The sequence below is a fragment of the Desulfobulbus rhabdoformis genome (assembly GCF_016919065.1).
In the GTDB taxonomy this organism is placed as follows: domain Bacteria; phylum Desulfobacterota; class Desulfobulbia; order Desulfobulbales; family Desulfobulbaceae; genus Desulfobulbus; species Desulfobulbus rhabdoformis.
In genome coordinates, this window is the sequence record NZ_JAFFQA010000002.1 from 1 (window position 1) to 22,045 (window position 22,045).

The 22,045-nt window shown below is 63.6% G+C and carries 23 protein-coding genes and 1 pseudogene; all 24 read left to right on the plus strand.

Going from position 1 to position 22,045, the window contains the following annotated elements:
• Positions 1–17 precede the first annotated feature (17 nt).
• Positions 18–698: pseudogene (locus JWJ90_RS23875) on the plus strand (phage tail tape measure protein); the annotation flags it as partial.
• A 2,444-nt stretch (positions 699–3,142) separates the two neighbouring features.
• On the plus strand, positions 3,143–3,454 hold the full coding sequence (locus JWJ90_RS01140; RefSeq protein ID WP_205225352.1) for a DUF7768 domain-containing protein: 312 nt from the start codon (positions 3,143–3,145) through the stop codon (positions 3,452–3,454).
• Between the two features lie 2 nt (positions 3,455–3,456).
• Entirely contained in the window at positions 3,457–3,927 is a 471-nt protein-coding gene (locus JWJ90_RS01145; protein ID WP_011366981.1) for a CIS tube protein, read from the plus strand.
• Complete coding sequence (locus JWJ90_RS01150; protein ID WP_205225353.1) at positions 3,924–4,214, plus strand: LysM peptidoglycan-binding domain-containing protein; 291 nt, start codon at positions 3,924–3,926, stop codon at positions 4,212–4,214. Before JWJ90_RS01145 ends, JWJ90_RS01150 begins: the two co-directional genes overlap by 4 nt.
• Before the next feature lie 66 nt (positions 4,215–4,280).
• Entirely contained in the window at positions 4,281–5,564 is a 1,284-nt protein-coding gene (locus JWJ90_RS01155) for a phage late control D family protein (RefSeq protein ID WP_205225354.1), read from the plus strand.
• A complete protein-coding gene (locus tag JWJ90_RS01160; RefSeq protein ID WP_205225355.1) occupies positions 5,557–5,931 on the plus strand; it encodes a YcbK family protein in 375 nt (124 codons plus the stop codon). The genes JWJ90_RS01155 and JWJ90_RS01160 overlap by 8 nt, the downstream gene beginning before the upstream one ends.
• A complete protein-coding gene (locus tag JWJ90_RS01165; protein WP_205225356.1) occupies positions 5,928–6,347 on the plus strand; it encodes a DUF1353 domain-containing protein in 420 nt (139 codons plus the stop codon). The genes JWJ90_RS01160 and JWJ90_RS01165 overlap by 4 nt, the downstream gene beginning before the upstream one ends.
• Positions 6,340–7,389, plus strand: coding sequence for a phage baseplate assembly protein V (locus tag JWJ90_RS01170; protein ID WP_011700611.1), 1,050 nt, complete (start codon positions 6,340–6,342; stop codon positions 7,387–7,389). The genes JWJ90_RS01165 and JWJ90_RS01170 overlap by 8 nt, the downstream gene beginning before the upstream one ends.
• Positions 7,390–7,401: 12 nt before the next feature.
• A complete protein-coding gene (locus JWJ90_RS01175) occupies positions 7,402–7,776 on the plus strand; it encodes a hypothetical protein (protein WP_015721232.1) in 375 nt (124 codons plus the stop codon).
• Complete coding sequence (locus JWJ90_RS01180; RefSeq protein ID WP_011366988.1) at positions 7,773–8,036, plus strand: PAAR domain-containing protein; 264 nt, start codon at positions 7,773–7,775, stop codon at positions 8,034–8,036. The genes JWJ90_RS01175 and JWJ90_RS01180 overlap by 4 nt, the downstream gene beginning before the upstream one ends.
• Positions 8,037–8,046: 10 nt before the next feature.
• Positions 8,047–8,355 (plus strand): hypothetical protein, encoded by a 309-nt coding sequence (locus JWJ90_RS01185; protein WP_020886740.1) that lies wholly within the window; start codon positions 8,047–8,049, stop codon positions 8,353–8,355.
• Positions 8,352–9,362, plus strand: a complete 1,011-nt coding sequence (locus JWJ90_RS23120) for a YfaP family protein (protein ID WP_240194692.1) — start codon at positions 8,352–8,354, stop codon at positions 9,360–9,362. The genes JWJ90_RS01185 and JWJ90_RS23120 overlap by 4 nt, the downstream gene beginning before the upstream one ends.
• 12 nt (positions 9,363–9,374) lie before the next feature.
• Positions 9,375–10,265: a hypothetical protein gene (locus JWJ90_RS01195; protein WP_011366991.1), complete on the plus strand. Its 891-nt coding sequence runs from the start codon at positions 9,375–9,377 to the stop codon at positions 10,263–10,265.
• The gene (locus JWJ90_RS01200) at positions 10,265–11,182 is read left to right on the plus strand and encodes a GPW/gp25 family protein (RefSeq protein WP_205225357.1); all 918 of its coding nucleotides are present in this window, start codon (positions 10,265–10,267) and stop codon (positions 11,180–11,182) included. The genes JWJ90_RS01195 and JWJ90_RS01200 overlap by 1 nt, the downstream gene beginning before the upstream one ends.
• 99 nt (positions 11,183–11,281) lie before the next feature.
• The gene (locus JWJ90_RS01205; protein WP_205225358.1) at positions 11,282–12,691 is read left to right on the plus strand and encodes a baseplate J/gp47 family protein; all 1,410 of its coding nucleotides are present in this window, start codon (positions 11,282–11,284) and stop codon (positions 12,689–12,691) included.
• Entirely contained in the window at positions 12,691–14,265 is a 1,575-nt protein-coding gene (locus JWJ90_RS01210) for a phage tail protein (protein WP_205225359.1), read from the plus strand. The genes JWJ90_RS01205 and JWJ90_RS01210 overlap by 1 nt, the downstream gene beginning before the upstream one ends.
• Before the next feature lie 10 nt (positions 14,266–14,275).
• On the plus strand, positions 14,276–14,869 hold the full coding sequence (locus tag JWJ90_RS01215) for a hypothetical protein (protein WP_205225360.1): 594 nt from the start codon (positions 14,276–14,278) through the stop codon (positions 14,867–14,869).
• Between the two features lie 10 nt (positions 14,870–14,879).
• Entirely contained in the window at positions 14,880–15,869 is a 990-nt protein-coding gene (locus tag JWJ90_RS01220) for a hypothetical protein (RefSeq protein ID WP_205225361.1), read from the plus strand.
• Positions 15,870–15,873: 4 nt separating this feature from the next.
• The gene (locus JWJ90_RS23455) at positions 15,874–16,005 is read left to right on the plus strand and encodes a hypothetical protein (RefSeq protein ID WP_011367793.1); all 132 of its coding nucleotides are present in this window, start codon (positions 15,874–15,876) and stop codon (positions 16,003–16,005) included.
• Positions 15,992–16,453 (plus strand): hypothetical protein, encoded by a 462-nt coding sequence (locus JWJ90_RS01225; protein WP_205225362.1) that lies wholly within the window; start codon positions 15,992–15,994, stop codon positions 16,451–16,453. The genes JWJ90_RS23455 and JWJ90_RS01225 overlap by 14 nt, the downstream gene beginning before the upstream one ends.
• A 12-nt stretch (positions 16,454–16,465) precedes the next feature.
• Entirely contained in the window at positions 16,466–16,999 is a 534-nt protein-coding gene (locus JWJ90_RS01230; RefSeq protein ID WP_011367791.1) for a hypothetical protein, read from the plus strand.
• Positions 17,000–17,014: 15 nt separating this feature from the next.
• Entirely contained in the window at positions 17,015–20,563 is a 3,549-nt protein-coding gene (locus tag JWJ90_RS01235; RefSeq protein ID WP_205225363.1) for a DUF4815 domain-containing protein, read from the plus strand.
• A gap of 12 nt (positions 20,564–20,575) precedes the next feature.
• Positions 20,576–20,833, plus strand: coding sequence for a hypothetical protein (locus JWJ90_RS01240; protein WP_049675269.1), 258 nt, complete (start codon positions 20,576–20,578; stop codon positions 20,831–20,833).
• Positions 20,834–21,083: 250 nt separating this feature from the next.
• Positions 21,084–22,043 carry an amidoligase family protein gene (locus JWJ90_RS01245; RefSeq protein ID WP_049675270.1) on the plus strand — a complete coding sequence of 320 codons (960 nt, stop codon included), beginning with the start codon at positions 21,084–21,086 and terminating at the stop codon, positions 22,041–22,043.
• Positions 22,044–22,045 lie beyond the last annotated feature (2 nt).

A 22,045-nucleotide genomic window follows, 5' to 3' on the forward strand; every position in this document is an offset into this window, starting at 1 on the left:
TGGCCGACATGAACGACATGGAATGGGCGACCGCCTTTTCCGGAGCCATGGCGCAGACCGTGGCCTCGTTCAAGACCAACGGCACCCAGATGGCCGACGCCATCAAGAACATCGGCGCGGTGGCGGCCGCGAGCAATATTCCGCTGAACGAGCAGCTCGCCGTGCTCGGCCAGCTCCAGACCACCATGCCCGGCTCCGAGGCGGGCACGCTGTACAAGGCGTTCATCATGAAGGCGGCCGAGGCCGGTGACGAGCTTGGCCTGTCCTTCACCGACACCAGCGGCCGTCTCAAGGGCGTGGTTCCCATCCTGCAGGAGATCAAGCGCCAGTTCCCCGATCTCTCCAACGCCGCCGCCCAGGTAAAGCTGAAGAAGGCCTTCGGCTCCGACGAGGCGGTCAAGTTCCTGCTGCAGATGTCGGCGGGCATGGAGAGCCTCGAAGGCAATATCCAGTCGGTGGGCCGGGCCATGAAGACCGGCACGGCGGTCACCGAACAGATGGCCGACGCCATGAACCAGGACATCGGAGCCCGGTTCCTGCTCCTGCGCCAGCAGATGGCCAACCTCAGCGAAATCCTGGGGCGCACTCTGCTACCGGTGGTGACGCCTGTGATCAACGGCGTCTCCCGCTTCATTCTGTTCCTGCAACGCATGGCCAAATCGATGCCGGGCGTGACCCGGGTGGTCCTGGGACTGTCCATGGCCCTCGGCACCATTCTGGTCGTGGCCGGAGCCGTCACCGCCGCCGTGGGCATGGTAGGACTCATGCTTCCCGCCATCAAGGCCGGGGTCGTGGCCATCAGCGCCGCGCTGGCCGGGGTGGGTTCGGCGGTCGCGACCTATTTTCTTCCCGTCACCGCGATCATCGCGGGTGTGATCTTGTCGGTGTATCTGCTCAAACGCGCCTGGGAAACAAACTTCGGCAGCATTCAGGAGATCATCATCGGGGCCTGGAACAAGGTCTCGCTGGTGTTTCAAGGTATGAAGGCGTTGGTGGATTCGCTCAGCGGCGGCGTGGGTCAGATGTCGGCCGAGCTGGCGCAGAAGCTCGAATCCGCCGGGCTGCTGGGCTTCGTGGTCACCGTCTTCAAGGCCTATTACCGGGTTCGTGAGGCCCTGGCAGGATTGTGGGGCGCGTTCTCACATGCCTTTGGCCGCATCCGAGCCATCCTTGAGCCGACCGTCCGCACCTTGATGAGCGCCTATACGGCACTGGCCAGCGCGGTCTTTTCGGTGGTGGAGATTTTCGGTGTGGCGGCCAGCGCCACCGATGGTTCGTCCTGGCGAACGTTCGGCACAGTCATCGGCACTGTTGCCGGTGTGCTTCTTCAAGGGTTGGCCTTCGCACTCAAGATCGTGGCCTGGAACCTGTCTCTCATTGTTCGTGTCCTGGCGGTCGTAGTGCGCAGCGTGGTCTGGGTCGGCAAGATCATCGTCGGCACTTTGGTCGGTGCCGCCAAGTTCATCTACAAGTTCCTGTTGCCCGTGCGCATGATCGGCGAGGCCTTCATGGCCGCCGGGAAGATCGTCTATGCGGTCTGGCAGGTGCTGACCGGCGACATCTCCCTGCTGGACGGTCTCAAGGCAATTGGCGGCGCGGTCTACGACTTTCTTGCCACCCCGTTCCGCTGGGCGCGGGATGTGGTGGTCGGTGTCTGGAATTTCATTTCCGGGATATTCACCTCCATCGGACGCCTGGTGGCCGACGCCGCCGGACAGATCGGCCAGGCGATTCTGAATCTGCCGATTATCAGCACCCTGCGTGAGCTGTTTGCCACCGTGCGCTCCTTCTTCGCCGGAAACACCACCTTCTTCGAGGCGGGCAAAAAGCTGCTGATCACCCTGGGCGAAGGGATCTGGTCGGCGGTGACCTATCCCTTCACCATGCTCAAGAACGCCCTCGGCAAGCTGCGCAATCTGCTGCCGTTCTCCGATGCCCGCGAGGGACCACTCGCCAGCCTGACCGCCTCCGGCTCCGCGCTGCTCAAGACCCTCGCCGACGGCATGAGCCTTACCCAGTCGCTGCCCGCGAAAGTGTTCGGCTTCGCCGCTCGCGGGATTCTCTCGGCCGCTGCGGGAGCCTGGCAGCAGATCAAGACGGCGGGCGGAAACCTCATGGACGCCGCCTCGGCTCCCTTCCGGATGGCTGGAAAACTCTGGGATGGGTTGACCTCCGGGGCTCAAACCGTCGCGGCCAAGGCCGGTGCCATCTTCGGCGGTCTCAAACAATCCCTGTTTGGCGACACGCCCGTACTGGCGCTCAAACCGCCCCAGGTCAATGCCTGGGACGCGCTGGCCACGGGAGCCGTCAATCTCCGCAACCGGATCGTTGCCACACTGTCGGCCGTCCCCGGGGCTGTCGGTCGAATCTTTACCAACGCCGGTGCCGAGGGGCAAACCCTCTGGCAGAGGCTTTCCACCGGCGCGAGCGCGGGCATTCAGGCGATCAAGGATAGAAGCGCTGGGATCGCCAACGGTTTGCTCTCCTCCGCTCGTGCCATGCTGGGAGTCCAGACCCCGATTCCGCAGGTGGCCGAGCAGAAGCAAACACTCGGATCTGCGCAGCCCGCCGAATCGATTGGGCAACGCATCATCGAAAGCGTGCTGAGTCTCGTGCCTCGTCTGGACGAGCGCCTGGTGCCCAAGGCCCTGAGCGCCATGCTGATGCTCCAGCCGGTCATGGCCACTGCCGCGCCGCCGCTGCTGCCGATGAACGGCATCGTGCAGACCGTCGCAGCGGCCGTCGAGCCGGTAAGTAAGAGCTATATCCAGCCGTTCGCGGTGGAACCGCCACTGGAAAACGGAGATGCCTGTCTGGCTCCGGCCGGGATCGAGCGGCCCAAGACAACCGCGCCGACTCCGATAGCGAAGCCCCTGCAATCCGGACTCACCGAGACGGTGCCTTCCGAACGGTTGATCGCTCCGGCCCGCACCGCTCCCACGACACCCATGCGCGGAGAGGAAGCCGGTCCGGGAGTGCGCGAACTGCTGGAATCCCTGCTCTCGCGCCTCGATGGCCTGGCCGACCGCCCGGTGGAATTGAGCGTGACCACCAACATCGATGGTCGGAAGGTGGCCGAGGCGGTCTACAAGGACCTGCGGGAGCGGAAGATCAGAAACTACGAAACCCTGTGAGAGGACCGATGAAACGCATCTTTGTCTGCAGCCCGTTCGCGGGCGACATAACCCGAAACGTCAAGGTCGCCGAGGCGCTTTGCCGCCAGGTCATGAGAAGCGGCCACGCGCCGTTCGCGCCGCACTTGCTGTATCCGACCTTCACCGACGACAGCGTTCCCGAGCAGCGGGAGACGGGTATCGCCTGCGGCCTGGCCTTTATGGAGTGCTGCGACGAGGTGTGGGCGTTCACCGGCAATGGTATTTCCAGCGGCATGCGGCGGGAACTCGACCGGGCTGGACATCTGGGCAAGCCAATCATCAAGATTGTCGAGGTGTAAGGATGGCCTGGGATCAACAGCCCATCAAGGGATATCTGGTGGATGCCGACACGGGGGAGCGGCTCGAATTCCAGTACAACCCCAACTCCATCAGCGACGAGAAGTCGACCGACTACGCGACGATCAAGATCCCCGGCATGAGCCATCCGCGTTACCAGTACGTCGCTGGGGAACCACGCCGGATCGCCTTCAAGGTCGAGCTGTTCAAAGGGCCGGTAAAGCAGAAGGTCGACTGGCTCCGCTCGTTGCAATACCCGGAGCACGCCGGAACCATGCTCAAGAATGCGCCGCACCGCGTGCTGCTCATCTTCGGCGATCTCTATCCCGGCGTGACCTGCATCGTCCGGCAGGTGAAGGCGCGGTTCTTCGGCCTGTTCGATCGGGACAACCTGCTGCCGCAACGGGCCGAGGTGGATATTGTCCTCGAGGAATACGTGGACCGTTCCATCAACTGGTCGGAGGTGCGCTCATGATCGGCCGTGATTCCCGATACGCCCGCTGCGTTCTCTACCGGGACAGCGACGGCACCTCCCTCGGCATGCGCCAGCGCATCGACACCACCCCCAGATACGACGACCGCCTGCACACCGTGGTCGAAGGCGACCGCCTGGATCTGCTCGCGCACCGCTATCTGGGCGATGTCCGGCTCTGGTGGATCATCTGCGACTACAACGACATCTTCTTTCCGCTGGAACTCGAGCCGGGCCTGGCGCTGCGCATTCCCTCCCGCGAACATGTTCAAATGCGCCTGCTCGACTGAGGTTTCCGACACCTCGCCATGCCTTCCGGTAAGTAAGCAGGGAACTGCGAACCGCCGGAGAGACGCATGGATCTGGATACCTTCAAACCGACATTTCTGATTCAGATCGAGGGGCAAGCCCTCTCGAAGGACATCACCCAGGAGATCACCTCGTTCGTCTTCACCGACAACGAGGAGGAGCTGGATATCCTCGAACTGTCGGTGACCGACCGCAACCTGCAGTTCGTCGATGACCCTCTGTTCCAGGAAGGCAATGAGATCGTGGCCCGCTTCGGCTACGTGGGGAACCTCTCTCCGCGTAAGAAGGCGGTCATCAAAGACATCGATTACGATTTTCCGGAAAACGGCGACCCGACCATCCGCATCAAGGCCTACGACAAGGGCTTTAAACTCGCGGGCAAGGAAAACCAGAAGGTCTGGCAGAAACCCGCTCCCGGCATCCTCTATTCGGAAATCGCCGAGCAGATCGCCGCCGCCAACGGCCTCACGCCGGTGGTTACGGCCACCAAAGGCAACCATCTCCGCGTCACTCAGAGCAACATCTCGGACGCTCAGTTCCTCAAGGAGCTGGCGGAAAAGGCCCGCGACCGCGATGGCGACGGTGTGAGCGGCTATGTCTTCTACGTCCAGGACGACGAACTCCATTTCCATCCCCGCGAGCTCGACCAGACGCCGCTTCTGACCCTCGAATATTTCACCGACACCAAAGGCCTGTTGCGTTCGTTCCGTCCGAGCACCCAGTCCCAGGGAGCCAAGGGCGCGGGTGTCGAGACCAAAACGGTCGGCATCGACCCGCGCAAGAAGGATGTGGTCGAGCACAAGGCCAACAACGCCAGCACGCCCGAGCGAACGGCCCTGGGCAAGCAGACCTATCTGGTCGATGGCAACACCGGCGAAGGCAGCTTCAAGGAACAGGAGACGGGGCAGATCGTGCCCAGCTTCGACCGTTCCGAAGGCTTTCACGAAGAGCCGCGCCAGGAGCCCGCCCAGGACAGCGCCGAAGGCAAGTTCCGCGAGGCCGAGCTGCGCCAGGTCGAAGCGGACGCCGCCACTATCGGCATTCCCCAGCTACGCGCCAAGAAGAACGTCGAGATCAAGGGCGTGGGGCGGAAGTTTTCCGGCATCTACTACTGCCACTCGGTGCGCCACAGCATCAGCGGCGCTGGATATCTCAGCGAACTCAAACTTAAGAAGAACGCCCTCGGCAAAGGCGCAGGCGATAAGTCCGCCGAGTCCCAGGGTAAACCCAACGACAAGGAGGCCCCGCCCACACCGCAAAACGAGCCGCCAGCCATGGTGACCATCAATGCGGACACCGGCGCGGTCACACAAGGAGGCGGCAATGGGTGATCTCAGCAAGAATTTCAATCGGTCGGAATTCGCTTGCAAGGGCAAAAACTGTTGCGGCCATTCGGCTGCGGTCCACCCCGACCTGATCGACGCCCTGCAGGCGTTGCGCGACCGAATCGGCAAACCGCTGTCCATCACCAGCGGCTTCCGCTGCAACCGGCACAACAAAGCGGTGGGCGGCGCGGAACAGAGTTTTCACACGCTGGGCATGGCGGCCGATGTGAGCTGCTCCGCTGGCGTAGCGCCCGAGGAGCTGGCGGTCATCGCCCAGGAGATTCCGCTCTTCCGTGAGGGCGGCATCGGCGTCTATGCCTCCTGGGTCCATCTCGACGTGCGCCAGTCGGGCAAGGCGAGGTGGCGGTCATGAGTTCCGAAGCCAAGACCCTGTTTTCGGGCACCGCGCTGGGTCTCTCCGGGCCGCTTCGGGTGGAGATACTTCCCAATGGAATGACCGCCAGGCTGACTCAGCCGTTCCGTGTCCGTACCGGCGCTGGCCGCATCATCGAAGTGACCGCTGGGTTCGAGACCGACTTCGCCTCGGTGCCGCGCCTGTTCTGGCGCGTGGTGCCGCCCTGGGGGAGATATTCCCCGGCGGCCGTCGTTCACGACTACCTCTACCACACCGGCAAGGTCTCGCGGCTTGCTGCCGACCGCGTCTTTCTCGAACTGATGGCGGCCCTGGGCGTGCCTCTATGGAAAAGGCAGGTCATGTATTGGGCGGTTCGCCTGGGCGGCTGGCTGGCCTGGGACACCAGTCGAAAACGGGAGACGGAGCATGCTTGAAACCCGCGACCGTCAATCCGAGGAGCGCTACCGCAACCGCTGGTACGGCAAGTACCGGGCCTTCGTGCGCGACAACAACGACCCAGAACGCCTTGGCCGGGTCCGGCTGGAGATCCCCGCCGTGCTTGGCAGCGGGCGGGAGAACTGGTCCGAATGGGCCGCTCCCTGTTTCCCCTACGGCGGCAACGACGACACCGGCATGTTCCTGGTCCCCGAGGAAGGGGCCTCGGTCTGGGCCGAGTTCGAGGGCGGCGTTGTCCAGTATCCGATCTGGACCGGGGTCTGGCTGGCCAAGAGCAATCCCGGCGAACAGCCCGAGGAATCCAAGCGCACCTGCGCGAATGCCTTTTGCCATGACTGCGAGGACAAGGTCGAACATCAGGCCAACCGGCACGACGATCTCGAACACAAGAAGTACCACGGCCATCCGCCGTATTACTGCCCGCGACTGAAGGTCCTGCTCAAGACCGAAACCGGCCACACCATCCTGGCCGATGACCGCGACGGCGACGAGCTGCTGCGGATCATCGACCGCGCCGGACAGATCCTCACCATGGAAGGGAAGGTGAAGCCGGAGATGCAGAGCGGCAACGCTCTGCGCCGAGGCACGAAGGACGCCGAGAAAGGCGACCAGCTCGACATCGCCTCGCAGATCGTCGGCTCCCGCGCCCGCATCCAGCTCACCGACCTCTGCCGCCAGCAGGTGATCCTCGAAGCCTGGCAGGACAAGGAGAAGGTCCACATCCTCTCGTGCGACAAGGGCCGCTCCCGCTGGCAGAAGATCCTCATCGATACCACCAAGGGTCGGGAGAAGGTTCACATCTGGGGACTCAACGGCACCCAGGAAATCCTCGTCGATTCCACCGCCGCCGCCGAACAGATCCGGCTGACCGACAAGGCCGGTCAGGTGGTGCGCATGAACGCCGCGCCCGGCCAGGAGAGCATCAGCGCCACCGACAAGTCCGGCAGCCTCGTGTTCATGGATGGGGTGGCCGGAAACATCATCATTCGCTCGACGAACACCGTCTTGATCAACACCTGAAGGAAGCATCGCATGGGAGAAAGAACAACAACGCCCTCCGGACTTTCGGCCAGCGAGGAATTGCTGGCCCGGACCTTCGATCATTGGCGGGAGGAATTCCGCAGCATCCTCGAAAGCCACCGCCGGGAAATCCAGGACCGCCTCGAGAAGATCGAGCGTGAAATCGAGAAGAAATCGGACAAGGAAAACGTCGAGGTGCTGGTCCGCTCGATCTATTCCGATCTGCACCGGCACGCCGAGGAGATCGACCGGCTGCATGCCCGGGTCGGCTCTAAGATGGGGACCGAGACCATGTGGAAGATCGTCGGCCTGGTGCTGACCATCGGCAGCACCATCGGCGGACTCGTCGGCTTTCTGATCCATCTGCTGCTGAAGGTGAACCCATGAGCTCCCAGGCGCGGCTCGGCGACATCAGCAGTCACGGCGGCGTCATCATCACCGGGGCGAGCCGGACGCTGGACAACGGCATGCCAGTGGCCCGCATGGGTGATCTGCACGTCTGTCCCATCCCTGGGCATGGCGTGACGCCCATTGTGACCGGCAGCTTCGACACCATCACCGAAGGATTGCCCAACGCCCGCATCGGCGACATCACCGCCTGCGGAGCCATCATCGTCACCGGCAGTCCCGACACCATCGACAACTGAGGGGGCCGCTATGAACAATCTCGAACAGCCGCAGGAACCGCACTACTGGGATGTCTTCCCGAAACTGATCCGGGTCTCGCGATCCCCATTCGTCCAGCGCATTCCGCTCTCGATCCGTGGTCTACCCGAAGCGCCGGTGTTCGAATCGTCCAATCCCGACGTGGCCAGTGTCGATGAGGACGGCAATGTCGAGTGCGGCTTCGTTCCCGGGGCGGCCATGATCCTGGTCTGGGATTCGCCCGAGCGGCTCAGCCTGCGTCACGTCCAGGTCGAGGTCTATGGCGGTGGCGTCTCCGCACCGGTGGAGGTTCCTTCATGACGGATACCGCGCCAGACTATAGCCACTGGGAGGTTCAGCCTCGCTCCATCCGCCTCTCCGCTGGCGAGTTCGAGCAACGGGTTCCGCTCTCCCTGCGCGGCGACGTGGACGCCCCGGTCTTTGCCTCCAGCAATCCGGAGGTCGCGGAGATCGGGCCGGACGGTGTCATTCGCTGCGGCTGGACCATCGGCAACGCCGTGCTCATGGTCTGGCGATCCTCGGTCCGGGACAGCCTCCGCCATGTTCTGGTGGAGGTCCGCGATCCGTCCTGGTTCGCCGACCACCCGGACTTTGCCAGCGGAGCATCGGTCTTCCTCAGCGGCATGGTGGTCAACGCCCTCAACACCAGCGGCGTCGGCAACGCGCTGATCGAATTCCGCCGCTCGGAAACCGGCCCGGCGGCGTTCCAGACCTTCGCCAACGCCTATGGCGGGTTCGAGCTGACCGTGCCCGAGGGGTTCTATTACGTGGAGGTCACCGCGCCGGGATACATCGCCTGGCATGGCTGGGTGAACGCCGACACCAACACCTCCGGCGACATCCAGATCGTTCTCTCGCCCGAACTCGACGGCCAGGTCGCCCGCATCGTGTTGCAGTGGGGGCTCAACCCCCGGGATCTCGATTCCCATCTCACCGGACCGACGCCATCGGGCGGTCGCTTCCATGTGTTCTATTCCCACACCATCGAAAACGAGGCGGCGGAATTGGACGTGGACGACACCAGCTCCTACGGGCCGGAGACCATCACCATCCATCGGCTCATCCCCGGCGTCTACCGCTACGCGGTCCACGACTACACCAACCGCAACACCAATCCGAGCACCGGCCTGGCGCAGTCCGGAGCCACGGTGAAAGTGTTCCTGAGCGATGGCCGTGAGCAGACCTTCACCGTTCCCAACGCCCCGGGTACGGTCTGGACCGTGTTCGAAATCGACGGCGCGACTGGAACAGTGACGCCGGTCAACGCCATGAGCTATCAATCCCAACCCGCCAACGTCGGCATGTAATGGAGGTTGTCCATGATTTCCGAAGAACCCGCCGACTTGCAGGCCACCATCGAACAAACCGATTCCGGCCAACAACAGTATGTGCTGCGGGCGCTCTGCGATCACCTGTCCGGCATCCGTGAAGAACTTTCCGGCATCCGCACGCTGCTGGAGGCCAGTCACGCCGCCTCGGAGGCGATGCGTGGCCAGGCCCAGGCCTATCTTGAGGCCCAGCAGGCCAGGACCCAGGAGTACCTGGAGCAGGTACAGATCGAGCCGGAGCCCGATTTTTATCCCTTTGTCGAACTGCCAGCGGGCACCGAACCCCGGGATCTGCCGGATGGCAACCGGCTCTTCACCTTGCCCGACGGCATGATCCTGCGGACCACGGACGACCAGCGAATTTGCGTTATCGACGGCGGGGAACAGCAGGTCATCACCCCCGGACCCGGCACGGCCATAGAGGTCGCCCCGGGACGCCTTTACACCCTGGTCGAGTCCTATCTGAGCGCGACCCAGGAGGCAGCCGGTATCAGCGGACTGCCCGCCGGGATCGAGCCGACCGCCATGGGCGCGGAACGCTTCGCGGTGGATCTACCCGAGGGCATCCGTCTCGACGTCGATCACCGGGAGCGGTTCATCACCCTCATCAATCCGGCCGGACCTATCGACATCATCGGCATCGGCCGCATCGAGGGCATCGGCGAAACCATCGCTGTCCGTCTGCTCTCCGGCGGAGCCAAAGGATTCCAGTGCGGCCAGTCCGACCACGGCGGGCTGATCGAGGCGGACGGAACCATCCATCTGGGACTCAAGAGCGGTCTAGATCTGGTGGTCCGGTTCCAGGGAGAAGCCATCGACGACGGCGCACCGGAAAATGGCTGCTCGGGACAGTGCGGCCTCGACTGCGAGGAGCGTACCTGATGAGCTACGACTTTCTCGGCAAGGGGCTGCGTTACCCGTTCCGGTTTCAGTCGGTATCCGGCGGCACCCAGGTCTCGACCGCCACCTCGCGGGAGCACGAGCATATCCGCGAAAGCATCCTGCAGATCCTCGGCACCCGGATCGGCGAACGGTTCATGAATCCGGAGTTCGGCTCCCGGCTGAAGGATCTGGTGTTCGAACAGAACGACGAGGTGCTCAAGGGCCTGCTGCGCCATTACGTGATCGACGCCATCAAGCGCTGGGAAAAGCGGGTGATCATCACGGAGGTGCGCTTCGACGACCAACCGCTGAACATCGACGGCAACCTGCTGCTGGTGCATATCGCCTACCGGGTGATCCAGAGCCAGGTGGACGGCAACCTGGTCTATCCCTTCTACAGAGAAGACCCGAACAATCCCGCACCCAGCTATCCCCAGCCGGAGCCCGAGCCGGAACCGCCGCCGGTGCGCAGCGTGCGCCTGTCGCCGGACGTTCGCTCGCTGTTCAATCTGCTCTGGTTCGACGCAGCCGAGATGAGCCCTGATCCAGATGATTCCTTCATCTGGCCAGCGGGAGAATACGAAGTCGCCTACATCGAGGGAGCCTATCAGGACCGCAACGGCAAGTGGATCGTCAGCGATCCAGGTGACAACCACGGCCATTACCTGACATTTGAGGGAGCGCTCGAAACCGAAGCGCCCCAGGCCGAGCACGCCCTCTATCTGGCCGCGAGCGGTCTGGGATTCGACACCCAGAGCCAGGCGGAAGACAACGCCGCTGGCACCGTTCACCGGATCACCACGTTGGAGCCGGGCCGCATCGGTCTGTTCTATTTCGAGGGCAAGAAAGAATCCCACTACCTCAACAACACCTCCGGACAGCCCAATCCCGTCTGGCAACTGCGCGGCCCGCTCTGAGGCATCCCGCCTCCGACACATCCAGGCCCCTTCCGGTAAGTAACCGGCGTGGCGAGAGCATCAGGCGCTCTCGCATAACCGCCGAAAACCGGAGAAACCATGGGCCGCGCAAGCATCGGATACATCAACAAGGATTATGAATCGATCCGCCAGGAGTTGTTGGCGAAAATCCCGCAGCTCACCGACCGCTGGACCGATTTCAATCACTCCGATCTCGGCGTCGTCCTGCTCGATCTGTTCTGCGGCGTGGGCGACATGCTGGCCTATTACCTGGACGCCCAGGCGGCGGAGGCCTTTCTGCCCACGGCCCGCCAGCGCCAGAACGTCATCAACCTCTGCAAACTCATCGGCTACCGGCTGGATTCGCCGGTGTCCTCCACCACCACGCTGCGCTTCCGGCTCTCCGCCCCGCTTGGCAAGGATCTGACCATTCCGGCGGGGACGGCCTGCCGCGCATTGCTGAGTGACGGCGAGGCGGATTTCGAGACGGTCGAGGACGGCTTGATCCCGCGAGGCCTACTCTCGGTGGACATCCCAGGTCGGCAAGGCGTGCGCCGCACCGAGACCTTCACTTCGACGGGGCTGCCATTCCAGCGCATCCGCCTGACCGGCGACGTCATCGCCCAGGGCACCATCACCGTTACGGTGGGGGACGACGCCTGGAGCGAGGTCGATCATTTTCAGGACAGCCTGGCCGACAGCCGTCATTTCATGGCCGACCTGGACGCCCTCGACATCTCCACCCTGATTTTCGGCGACGGGCAAAGCGGCGCTGTACCCGCTCAGGGAAGCGCCATCGCCGTCAGCTATCTGCAGACCATCGGGGACCAGGGCAATCTCGGTCCGAACCGGATCACTCAACTGCTGAGCCCGATCTACCTTGACGGAGGCCAGGTCTCCCTGACCGTCACCAACCCGGTGCCCGCCACCGGTGGCGCTTCGCGGGAAGCACTCGAACACGCCCGCCGACAGGCACCGGCGGAGCTGCGCAGTCTCTGGAAGGCCGTCACCCTGGAGGATTACCAGGCCCTCGCCGAGGGCTACCCCGGCGTCGCCAAGGCCAAGGTGCTCGACACCAATGCCTGTCAGAACATCCGCTATTACAACGTCCAACTGGCCATCGCCCCCAATGGCGGCGGCATGCCCTCGGCGCTGCTCAAGCGGGACCTCGCGGAGTTTCTCGAACGCCGCAAGGTCATCACGGTCGAGATCAACCTGTTCGACCCGATCTACCGGCCCGTTTCCATCGACGCCGAGGTCTACATTTGGCCCGGTGAACCGCTGGAAAACGTGCGCAGCCGCATCGAAGCCGCACTCACCGATTTCTTTTCCTTCGACCAAGTCTCTTTCGGGCAGACCATTCACTTCTCCGACCTGGTGTCCCTGATCGACGGCGTGCGTGGGGTCAGTCACATGCACCTCTACGCTCCGCAGCAGGACATCGAGCTGCGCCACGGCGAAATCCCGGTTCTCGGCAGCGTCAACCTCGATCTGCGGAGGGCCGGTTGATGTCGGATTGGTTCAAGGACAATCTGCTCGGCCTGCTGCCGCCGCATTACGAGCACAACGACGAGGCCGGTGACCTGCGCACCTTTCTGAGCCTTCCCGCCGGAACGCTCGACGAACTCAAGCAGGCTATCGACGATTTTCCGGCCATCTTCGACGTCGATCACTGCGACGAACGCTTTCTGCCGCTGCTGGCGAGACTCGTTGGTCTCGAAGTGGACGGCACCTGTTCGTCGGACTGCCAGCGCCGCCGCGTGCGGGAGGCGGTCGAAATCTATCGCCGCAAGGGCACCATCCCGGCCATCGAACGCGACTTCGACTCGCTCGGTTGGCAGGGGGAACTGCAGGAGACCTTCCGCTCGGCTCTGCGTCTCAATGCCCGATCCCGACTCAGCAACGCCAAGTTGCCAGGGCTGGTGTTCAGCCTCGGCGTGTTTCGAGTGCTGTGTCTAAACCAGACCGATGGACTGCGCGACGCCCTGGTGTTTCACCACCCGGCTGGCACCCGCTGTTTCTGGCTCCAATTTTTACTCGAATGGATCGAAGGCGGCGCGATGCTCGACTTCGGGCACGCCAACGCCGTGCGCCGGATCGTGCTGGCGTTTCTCGACGAGACCTTCGTCCTTGGCCGCTCCTCGCTTGGTTCCTGCCGTCACCTGACCAACAAGCAGAGGGCCTGGGAGCTGCTGCAGCTCACCAGCACCACGGAGATGCTCCCGGAAATCGACCGGGCCGCCGTAAAGGTTTCCCGTTTTCACGGCCGCCAGAACCGGATGCGCCTGAACCACAAGGCTCTCAACGACTGGCGGCTTCCGTACACCCGCGTCGGCGAAAACCGGGTTTCCTTCTGCACGCCCATCTACACCGGCCGCGATTTCGAAGGCGATGTGCTGGAGAGCGGTTTCGGGCTGGGCGAGAGGCATCTCAACCGCAAATCGCTGACCCATGGCGAGACCGAGCTGCGCTACTGCTTCCGGCAGAAGGATTTCTTCTTCGATACGCAGGCGGAACCGGTCGAACGAGCGGAAGCCAAGTACGACCTGCGCCTGCCCCTGGAATCCCGGCACCGCCTCTGCTTCCAGCTTGGCCGCGCCAGGCTCAACGAAGGTCTCGATCTCACCGCCAACCAGGGCGGCATCAGCAATCTGCTGCTCGCCTCCACCGCTGGCTGCGACGCGGACGTCACCCTGGCCGTCGACCGGATTGACCGATGGCGGCGGAGAGGGCCTGTGTTCCGGCTCAACGCGAACACCCTGAACACCCGGTATCTGAGCAATGCGAATCTGACCGGCGAACGGGCCTCGCTTGAGATCTACGTGGACACAGGTTCTCTCCAGCGCCATCGGGTCGAGACCATGAAGCTGGGCGCGAGCCCGCTCAACACCACCGGCCTGCGCCTCTCCGTGGATCGGACCCGCCCGATGCGCGTCAGCCGCATGCGCCTCAACCAGGCAGGATTCCGCTGGTCGCGGCCGTCCTACCGTTGGCTGTTCCGTCAGCAGGACCTGCACGCGCCCACGCAGGCCGGGTTCAATGCCGCCACCAATAACTATCGCGCCACCCAGTGGCCCACCTGAAGGAGAACCCATGGCGATTCACCTCTATCTTGACGAAGCGCTGACTCAGCAGATTTCCGAGGGGGATTTCAGCCGCCCCGAGGCCGAGAGCTACAACGGCACCGACGGCGACATCAAGGATCGGCAGCTCTACGTCGCCAACGAGCAAACGAGCCTCCTTACGGCCATTGACGCGGCGCAGACCTCCATCGCCCTGGCCGAACCGCGCTTTGCCGACGGCGAACTCATCATCATCGACGGCGAGCAGATGCTCATCGAAAGCGGCGGCGGCACCGCCAATCTCACCGTGCAGCGGGGCGTGGCCAACACCGCTCCGGCCGCGCACGACGCCGGAACGACCGTCTATTCCGGCTACGACTACACCGGGCTGGTGCTCGATCCCATTGATGAGACCGGCACCGACGAATCGGTCTGGTACCGCCTGGCCCTGACCCAGGCCGGACTCGACACCGCCACCCAGGGCGCACCGCTCAATCTCGGTGACAAGGCCTTCCAGCAGACGCTGTCTTTCTGGCGGCGTTGCACCGTGCTCCCGGGCACCCCAGTGCAAAACAAACTCGACATCAAGCTGCACCTGACCGGCACGGAAAACCCGATTCTCTAAGGAGGCCGCCATGGCATACCACAGTATTCAAGGACTCGCCCACGGTCGGCTCGACCTGCTCAATCAACTGCGGACCTTCCTGGTGACCACCACCGGCTGGACCCTGCATGACGACCAGTTGGCCGACCCGCAGCCGTATTTCGTCTTCAAGTCTCACGGGGAATCCGGGGCCGAGGACGTCTATCTGCAGTTCCGTATCAGCACCACCTCCGGGCGGATTCACGTCGCGGCATTCCAGTATTGGATTGCTGCCACCCACACCGGCGTCAACGAGGCTTCGCACACCAGCTACACCTACCTGCGGGTGGAGGACAGCGCCGACTTCATCTTCTGGCTGTTCGCCGACCTGGATCACGTCTTTGTGGTGACCAAGCTCGTCTCCACCTACTACGGCCATTACAGCGGCTTGCTGAAACGGTTCTGGTCCGGGGCCATCGCGCTCACGCAGGCGGCGGTCACCGCCGGAAGCGGCGTGGTGCTTCAGGTCAACGACGCCACCGTGGTCACGCCCGGACAGGACTATGTGATCAAGGACGACGCGGGCATCGAACGCGTGCGGGTAAGCGCCATCGACACCGCCGTCACGCCAAACACCATCACCGTCGAAACCCTCGTTCGGGATTACGCCTCGGGAGCCAAGATCGGCGAGGACCCGCAGCCGGTCGTCAACAGCTACTACAACGCGCCGGGCACCTTCTACGCCGTGAACAAGTTCGACGGCTGGACCTCCGCGTCCGGCCAGCAGGGCCGCTGCGGCGCGGCCAACGGTGGGCTCCAGGGCGAAACCGATCCAGAGATGCGCTACGGCACCACCATCCTCTTTCCCTGGCTCGCCTCGATGTCCGGCTCCGCCGCCTACCAGGAACTGCGTGGCGAACTCATCGAGATCTTCGCCGTGGGCGGCGGCAACGTCGCCTCGGAAGACACCATTCAGATCGGAACGGACAGCTACCGCGTGTTCAACCTGACCACCGGCGGCTGGTGCGCGGTGAAGGAGTAACGCCATGGCAACGCATAGCGGAAAGCTCAAATTCGTCACCACGATCACCGGCCAGCGACGCCCGGAAACGCTCCTGTCCATGAACCGTGGCCAGGCTCTCAAGCTCTGCGGGAGGATTCGCCGTGGCCGTGCATAAGGGACAACTGGCATCCATCACCACCCACAGAGGCATCCGGTGGCCGGAACTGCTCGCCATCGGCGCGGCGCAACCCGGAGCGCTCTTCGAGCTGTTTTCCGGGGCTCCGGCTAGGCGCACGGTGATGGTCCGGGCCGACAGCGCAGTACGGGTCGCCCATCGGCTCGAACGTCGATCCGACCTCGCGCTTCGCGTGAACAACCGCCTGAACCGGAGCTCCGACCTTTGGCTCGTCATCCATGGACGTCTGGGCGTCGATGCCGACACGGCGCTGCGGGTGACGCGCCCCTGGCAGCGGAGCATCGACACCAGCGTCCGGACGTCCGGCGCACTCATCAGCCGATCCGACACCGTTCAGCGCATCGCGATTCCGGCCGGGCTGCTGGCAGACACGCGGCAGATCCTGTTCGCGGTGCTCATCGATCAAGACCACGAAATTCAGACCTAAAGGAGAACAGCAATGGCACTGGGACTCATCGTTAAAACCGGCCGGATACTGACGGCCAAACTACTCCTTGGCCAGGCCGTGGACGGCATCACCCACTGCGCCATCGGCGACGGGGATGCCAGCTTTACCGACCCGCAGAATCCGCCCGCGCCGGACATCGGCCAGACCGGGCTCAGAAACGAACGCGCCCGCAAGCGCTACTACAAGCGGACCTTCCTCAAAGAGGACGCCGAAGGAGCGCTCCTGGTCAACGGCGTGCGCTACCTGGAAACCGGCGAGGAGACCAACACCATCGGCATCTTCTTCCGCTTCGACGAGGCCGAGGCCAACGGCATCACCATCCGCGAATACGGCTTCTTCGGCGGCGATGTGCAGTACGTGGAAAGCGTCACCGGGGATCTCGCCATGGGCGGCGTGTTCCATCAGGACACCAACCCGACCGGCGAGGTGCTGCACCCGGGCTACCTGTACGAGGTGAAGAACATTCCCGACTTCAACAAGATTTCCGACACCCGCGTGGAGCTGGTCGGGATCATCAAGATCTAACTGGAGGATTCAAACATGAGCATCTCACGCGAGACATTCGACCCGACCAAGAATTACAAGCGCATCCGTTACCATCAGGATCGCGACCTGCTGGATTCCGAACTCAACGAGCAGCAGGACATCATCAACCTGGAGCGGCGCAAGATCGCCGACATCCTGTTCAAGGAAGGCTCCATCATCATGGGCCTCGAGGTCAGCGCGGCCGCCAACGTCCTGACCCTGGCTCCGGGCGTGGTCTACATCGACGGCCATCTGGAACAGGTGAGCGGCGCGACTCTGACCTATGATCCGGCCACCACCAGCGGGGCCGATTACGTTTACGTGGAGCTGCTGAAGTACAACTACGGCTACACCCAGGACCCGGCCCTGATCAATCCGGCCACCGGCGAGCCCACCGCCGAGCGGGAAAAATGGGTTCTCTCCCTCAAGGCGACGGACACCAGCGGCCAGACGCTGCCCAACAACGTGGCCGAGCGCCGGGTGATCCCGATCTACAAGTTCGACCGCGAGAGCGCCGACGTCACGCCCACGGTGCAGGAGAAGTCCAACCTCTACCTGCGGGATCTGCTGGGCACGCTGCCGGGCAGCCGGATCACCGTCTCATCGATCACCGAGGACCAGCTCTCCTTCGCCGCCGCCGAGGGACTCAATTCCCTGATTCAGAACCTGGCCGAGCGCACCTTCGACCAGGCCGGAAGCTACCTGGTGCGTGGCTTCGACACCTTTATCGGCGGCGTCGACGAAGACAGCGTGGAGGCGATCACCAACGCCGGACGCGCCTACATCCAGGGCTTCCGGCATCAGCGCGATCTGCCCACCTCGACCCTGGTGCCCAAATCCATCGCCACCAAGTCGGTGCGCGGCGAGCAGAAGACCTTCGATATCAACAAGCGCCGCTATCCGGTCAACTCCACCCCGCTCAAGGAGACGACCCAGGTGGAGGCCATCGTCGAGATTACCCGCAACGTCACTCGCGGCTCGGTGGGCGGCGGCGAAGACCTGCTCGATCCCAATCCCGTAGTGGACATCCTCGAGGTCAGCCAGGGAGCGACCATCTTCCAGGAGGGCGTGGACTGGCAGCAGTCGGGCAACCATGTCGACTGGCTCGGCTCCGGTAACGAACCGGCCATCGGCACCACCTACACGGTGCGCTGGACCTACACCAAGCAGATGGTCAAGGGCACCGACTACGTGGACAGCGGCTGGTTCGGACAGGCCAACCATCCGGCGGCCGGAAACTATTTCTATCTGGTGACCGCCTACAACGCCACCGGCGAGACGGCCTTCAACGCCGCTGCGGTCGTTGCCCGGGCCACCACCGCCGGGGAGATGAACAAGCTCTCCTGGCTACCGGTCAGCGGCGCGACCGGCTATCGCGTCTACCGGGCCGCCACCAACGGCGCACGCACCGACTACAAGCGACTGATGGAACTGGGCAGCGAGGCGCTCTCCTATGTCGATGACGGCGTCGAGGAGATCGGCACCGCTTCGCCTCCGGCCACCAACACGGCCGGACTCACCATGTCGCCGGTCCAGCTCGAGCTGGGCAACCTCAACGTGATCAACTTCGGCCGAGGCAGCCTCGGCGACCAACCGGTGAACGGCTCCAACTGCAGCCTGGACTACGACTATTACCTCGGCCGCCGCGACATCGTTTACGCCACCACCACCGAGATCAAGCGGCTCGAAGGGGCTCCGGCGGATTTCCCGAAGCTGCCCATCGTCCCGGAAAACGCCCTGGGGCTGTGCAGCATCGACTGCCCGCCCAACTCCACCGACATGGAGATCCGCAACTTCGGCCTGACCCGCATCACCATGGACCAGATCCACGACATCATTCAGGACGTCGAGGACCTGAAATACAACGATGCCCAGTACCAGATGAACAACGAGCTGCAGAACCGGGACGCCCAGACCAAGAAAGGCATCTACTCGGACGACTTCTCGAACACCGCCCAGTCGGACATCTACCACGCCGAATGGGACGCCCGGGTGAACGAGATTGCTCGCTTCGTCGCGCCGGACCGCATTCCGCACTCCACCGTGCTCTCGGTCGATCAGGCGGGCAGCAACGCGAGCTTCTTCGGCAGCCTGGCGCTGCTGCCGGGCAACGAGACCGTGCTGGTGGAGCAGAACGACTGGTCCGAGGAGCGCAACATCAACCCCTACGCGGTGTTCGACAAGCCCCCGGCCATGCTGCAGATCACGCCCAACCTCGGGCGGCGCGGCCAGACCGGCATCGCCGTCACCGGCATCAACTTCACCCCGAGCAAGTCCGGCATCGTGCTGCGCTGCGACGGCCAGGTGATGGCCAGCAACCTGATCAGCGACGAGGCCGGTCGGGTCAGCGCCTCCTTCACCATTCCGACCAACGCCCGCAACGGCAACCGCATCGTGGAGATGGCCGACGGCGTCTACTCGGCCCGGGCCAGCCTGCAGATTAACGATCCGCTGGTCATCACCCGCATCGAGCGCATCATCGAGAACCGCATCATCCGCGTGCCCGTGGTGCAGGTGGTCTGGCGCACTCAGACCATCTTCGTACCCCGCGATCCGCTGGCCCAGACCTTCAGTTTCACCCAAAACCAGGTGATCTCCAGCATCGGGCTGCAGTTCACCGCCAGGGACCCGAGCATCCCGGTCACCGTGCAGATTCGCGGCGTCACCACCGGTCTGCCCAACGGCGTAGTGTTCGCCGAGAAGGTGCTGGCCCCGAACGAGATCAGCCTGAGCGGCGAGACCCGCATTCGCTTCGACGACCCGTTCTACGCCGAGGCCAACACCAGCTATTCCGTGGTGCTGCTGACCAACAGCACCAATTACAAGGTCCGCACCGCCACCCTCGGCAAGATGGGCCGCTGGGGCATCATCACCCGGCAGACCTACATGGAGGGCGTGCTGCTGGAGAGCTCCAACGCCGAGACCTGGACGCCGCTCAACGGCTCCGACCTGGCGATGAAAATCTACGGCTACAACTTCCAGTCCGAGGGGATGATCCGCTTTCAGCCGATCACCGGCGTGCAGTTCTCCGACATCAACCTCGACGAATACTCCGCCATCCCCCAGAGCACCGCCCTCGATTGGGAATACTCCACCGACGGCGGCGTGACCTGGGACGCCATGGTTCCCGCCGAGGAGGAACGGCTGCCTAACCTCGCTACCCGGGTCCAGATCCGCGTGCGTCTGAGCAGCTCGCTTTCCAACGACACCCCGGCCATCAACTTCCGCGACGTCAACCTGGTGGGCTACCTCAACAAGACCACCGGGGCCTACCTGAGCCGCGAGAACGAGCTGACCCAGGGGGTGGAATCGACCAAGGCCTATGTGCAGATGCAAATCCCCAGCGGCACCACCCTGCAATGGTTCGCCAGCAACGACGGCGGACTGACCTGGGAAGCGATGACCATCCAGGAGACCCGGCCCATCGACGAGAACTGGACCGAGTACACACTGGTGCGCGCCTTCACCGACAACACCGGCAACAAGGTCCGCTACAAGGCCGAGATGACCGGAACGCCGCTGATCTACCCGCGCATCCATTCGCTGGGCGCGACCCTGAGCTAAGGAGGCATGGCTATGATCGTTCGACGCACAGGCGGCCTGACCGAGTTCATTCCCTCGCCGCAGGAGAAACGCGACGGGCTGATCCGCGACCACGCCCTGGGCCTGCTGGAGAATCTGCACCAGCGCCTGGCGCGGTTGGAGCGGGCTTCGGGTCTGCCACCCGACGAAGCGAAGGCCTTCGTGGCGCTGCTGACGCGGATGCGGGCCGATGAGTTGCGCAATCTGGAATTGCACACCAGCCTTATTACCGGAGAAACCGCCTCCGGCTGACCCTGCTCATTGCCAACGCCAACCCAGAAACCCCGGATACGGCCAGCCCTGTCCGGGGTTTCTGCCGTCTGTGCACAGCCCAAACCGGCGCAACTCGCAAGTCATTGAAAATAAACGTGTTAAATGTCTGCTTCGGCTGTTCTTCTACTTGATTTGTGTCCGGAAAGAAGCATTCATTCATGGTGTAAGCGGAGGCTGAAAAGCCTTGCCAGACAACGACTTAGAAGCGCCATGAACGACGGAGGCACGCATGAACCTGAATGAGATCCAGTACGGCATCGAGATCGAGACCGTAAAACGCACCCGGGAACAGATCGTCTGGGCCATCCACTCGGTGGTGGGCGGCACGGTCCGCCATGTCGGCATCCCCAGCAACTACGACCCCTGGGAGGTCGAGGACCTGCGCGGCCGCGTCTGGAAGGTGGTGGGGGACGCCTCCCTGACCAGCGTCCCGGCCCATCTGCGGGCAGAGGTGGTCAGCCCAGTGCTCGGCTACGACGACATCCCGCAACTGCAGGAGGTGGTCCGGGCCATCCGCCGCGCCGGTGGCAAGATCAACAGCCAGTGTGGCATCCACATCCATATCGACGCCGCGTCCTTCGACGGCAGGCACCTGGGTAACCTGGCCAAGATCGTCTACAAGCAGGAGCCGCTGATCCTCCACGCCCTCGGCATCAGCCGCGACCGGCTGGGCCGCTATACCCGGCCGGTCAGCGACGAGCTGATCCAGCGCATCGAACAGCATCGCCCCCGCACCAAGGACCAGCTCAACCGCATCTGGTACGGCTACCACAACCGCCAGCCCCAGCACTACGACAACAGCCGCTACCACGGGGTCAACCTGCACAACGTCTGGTACCGGGGCACGGTGGAGTTCCGCTGGTTCGAGGCGACCCTCCACGCGGGACGGATTAAGGCCTACCTGCAATTCTGCCTCGCGGTGGCCGCCAAGGCGCTCAACGGTCGGGCCGCCTCCAGCCGCAAGCGGGACTTCGATCCCCAGAGCGCCAAGTACGACTTCCGCGTCTTCCTGCTCCATCTCGGCCTGATCGGCGACGAGTTCAAGACCGCCCGCAAGCATCTGATGGCCAACATGCCCGGCGATGCCGCTTTCAAGAACGGACGACCCAAACCGGAGGACGTCCTTCAGGACGAAACAACCACCACTCTCACCAACGAGGCCGGGCAAGTTCCCGGCCTCACTGTTTAAGG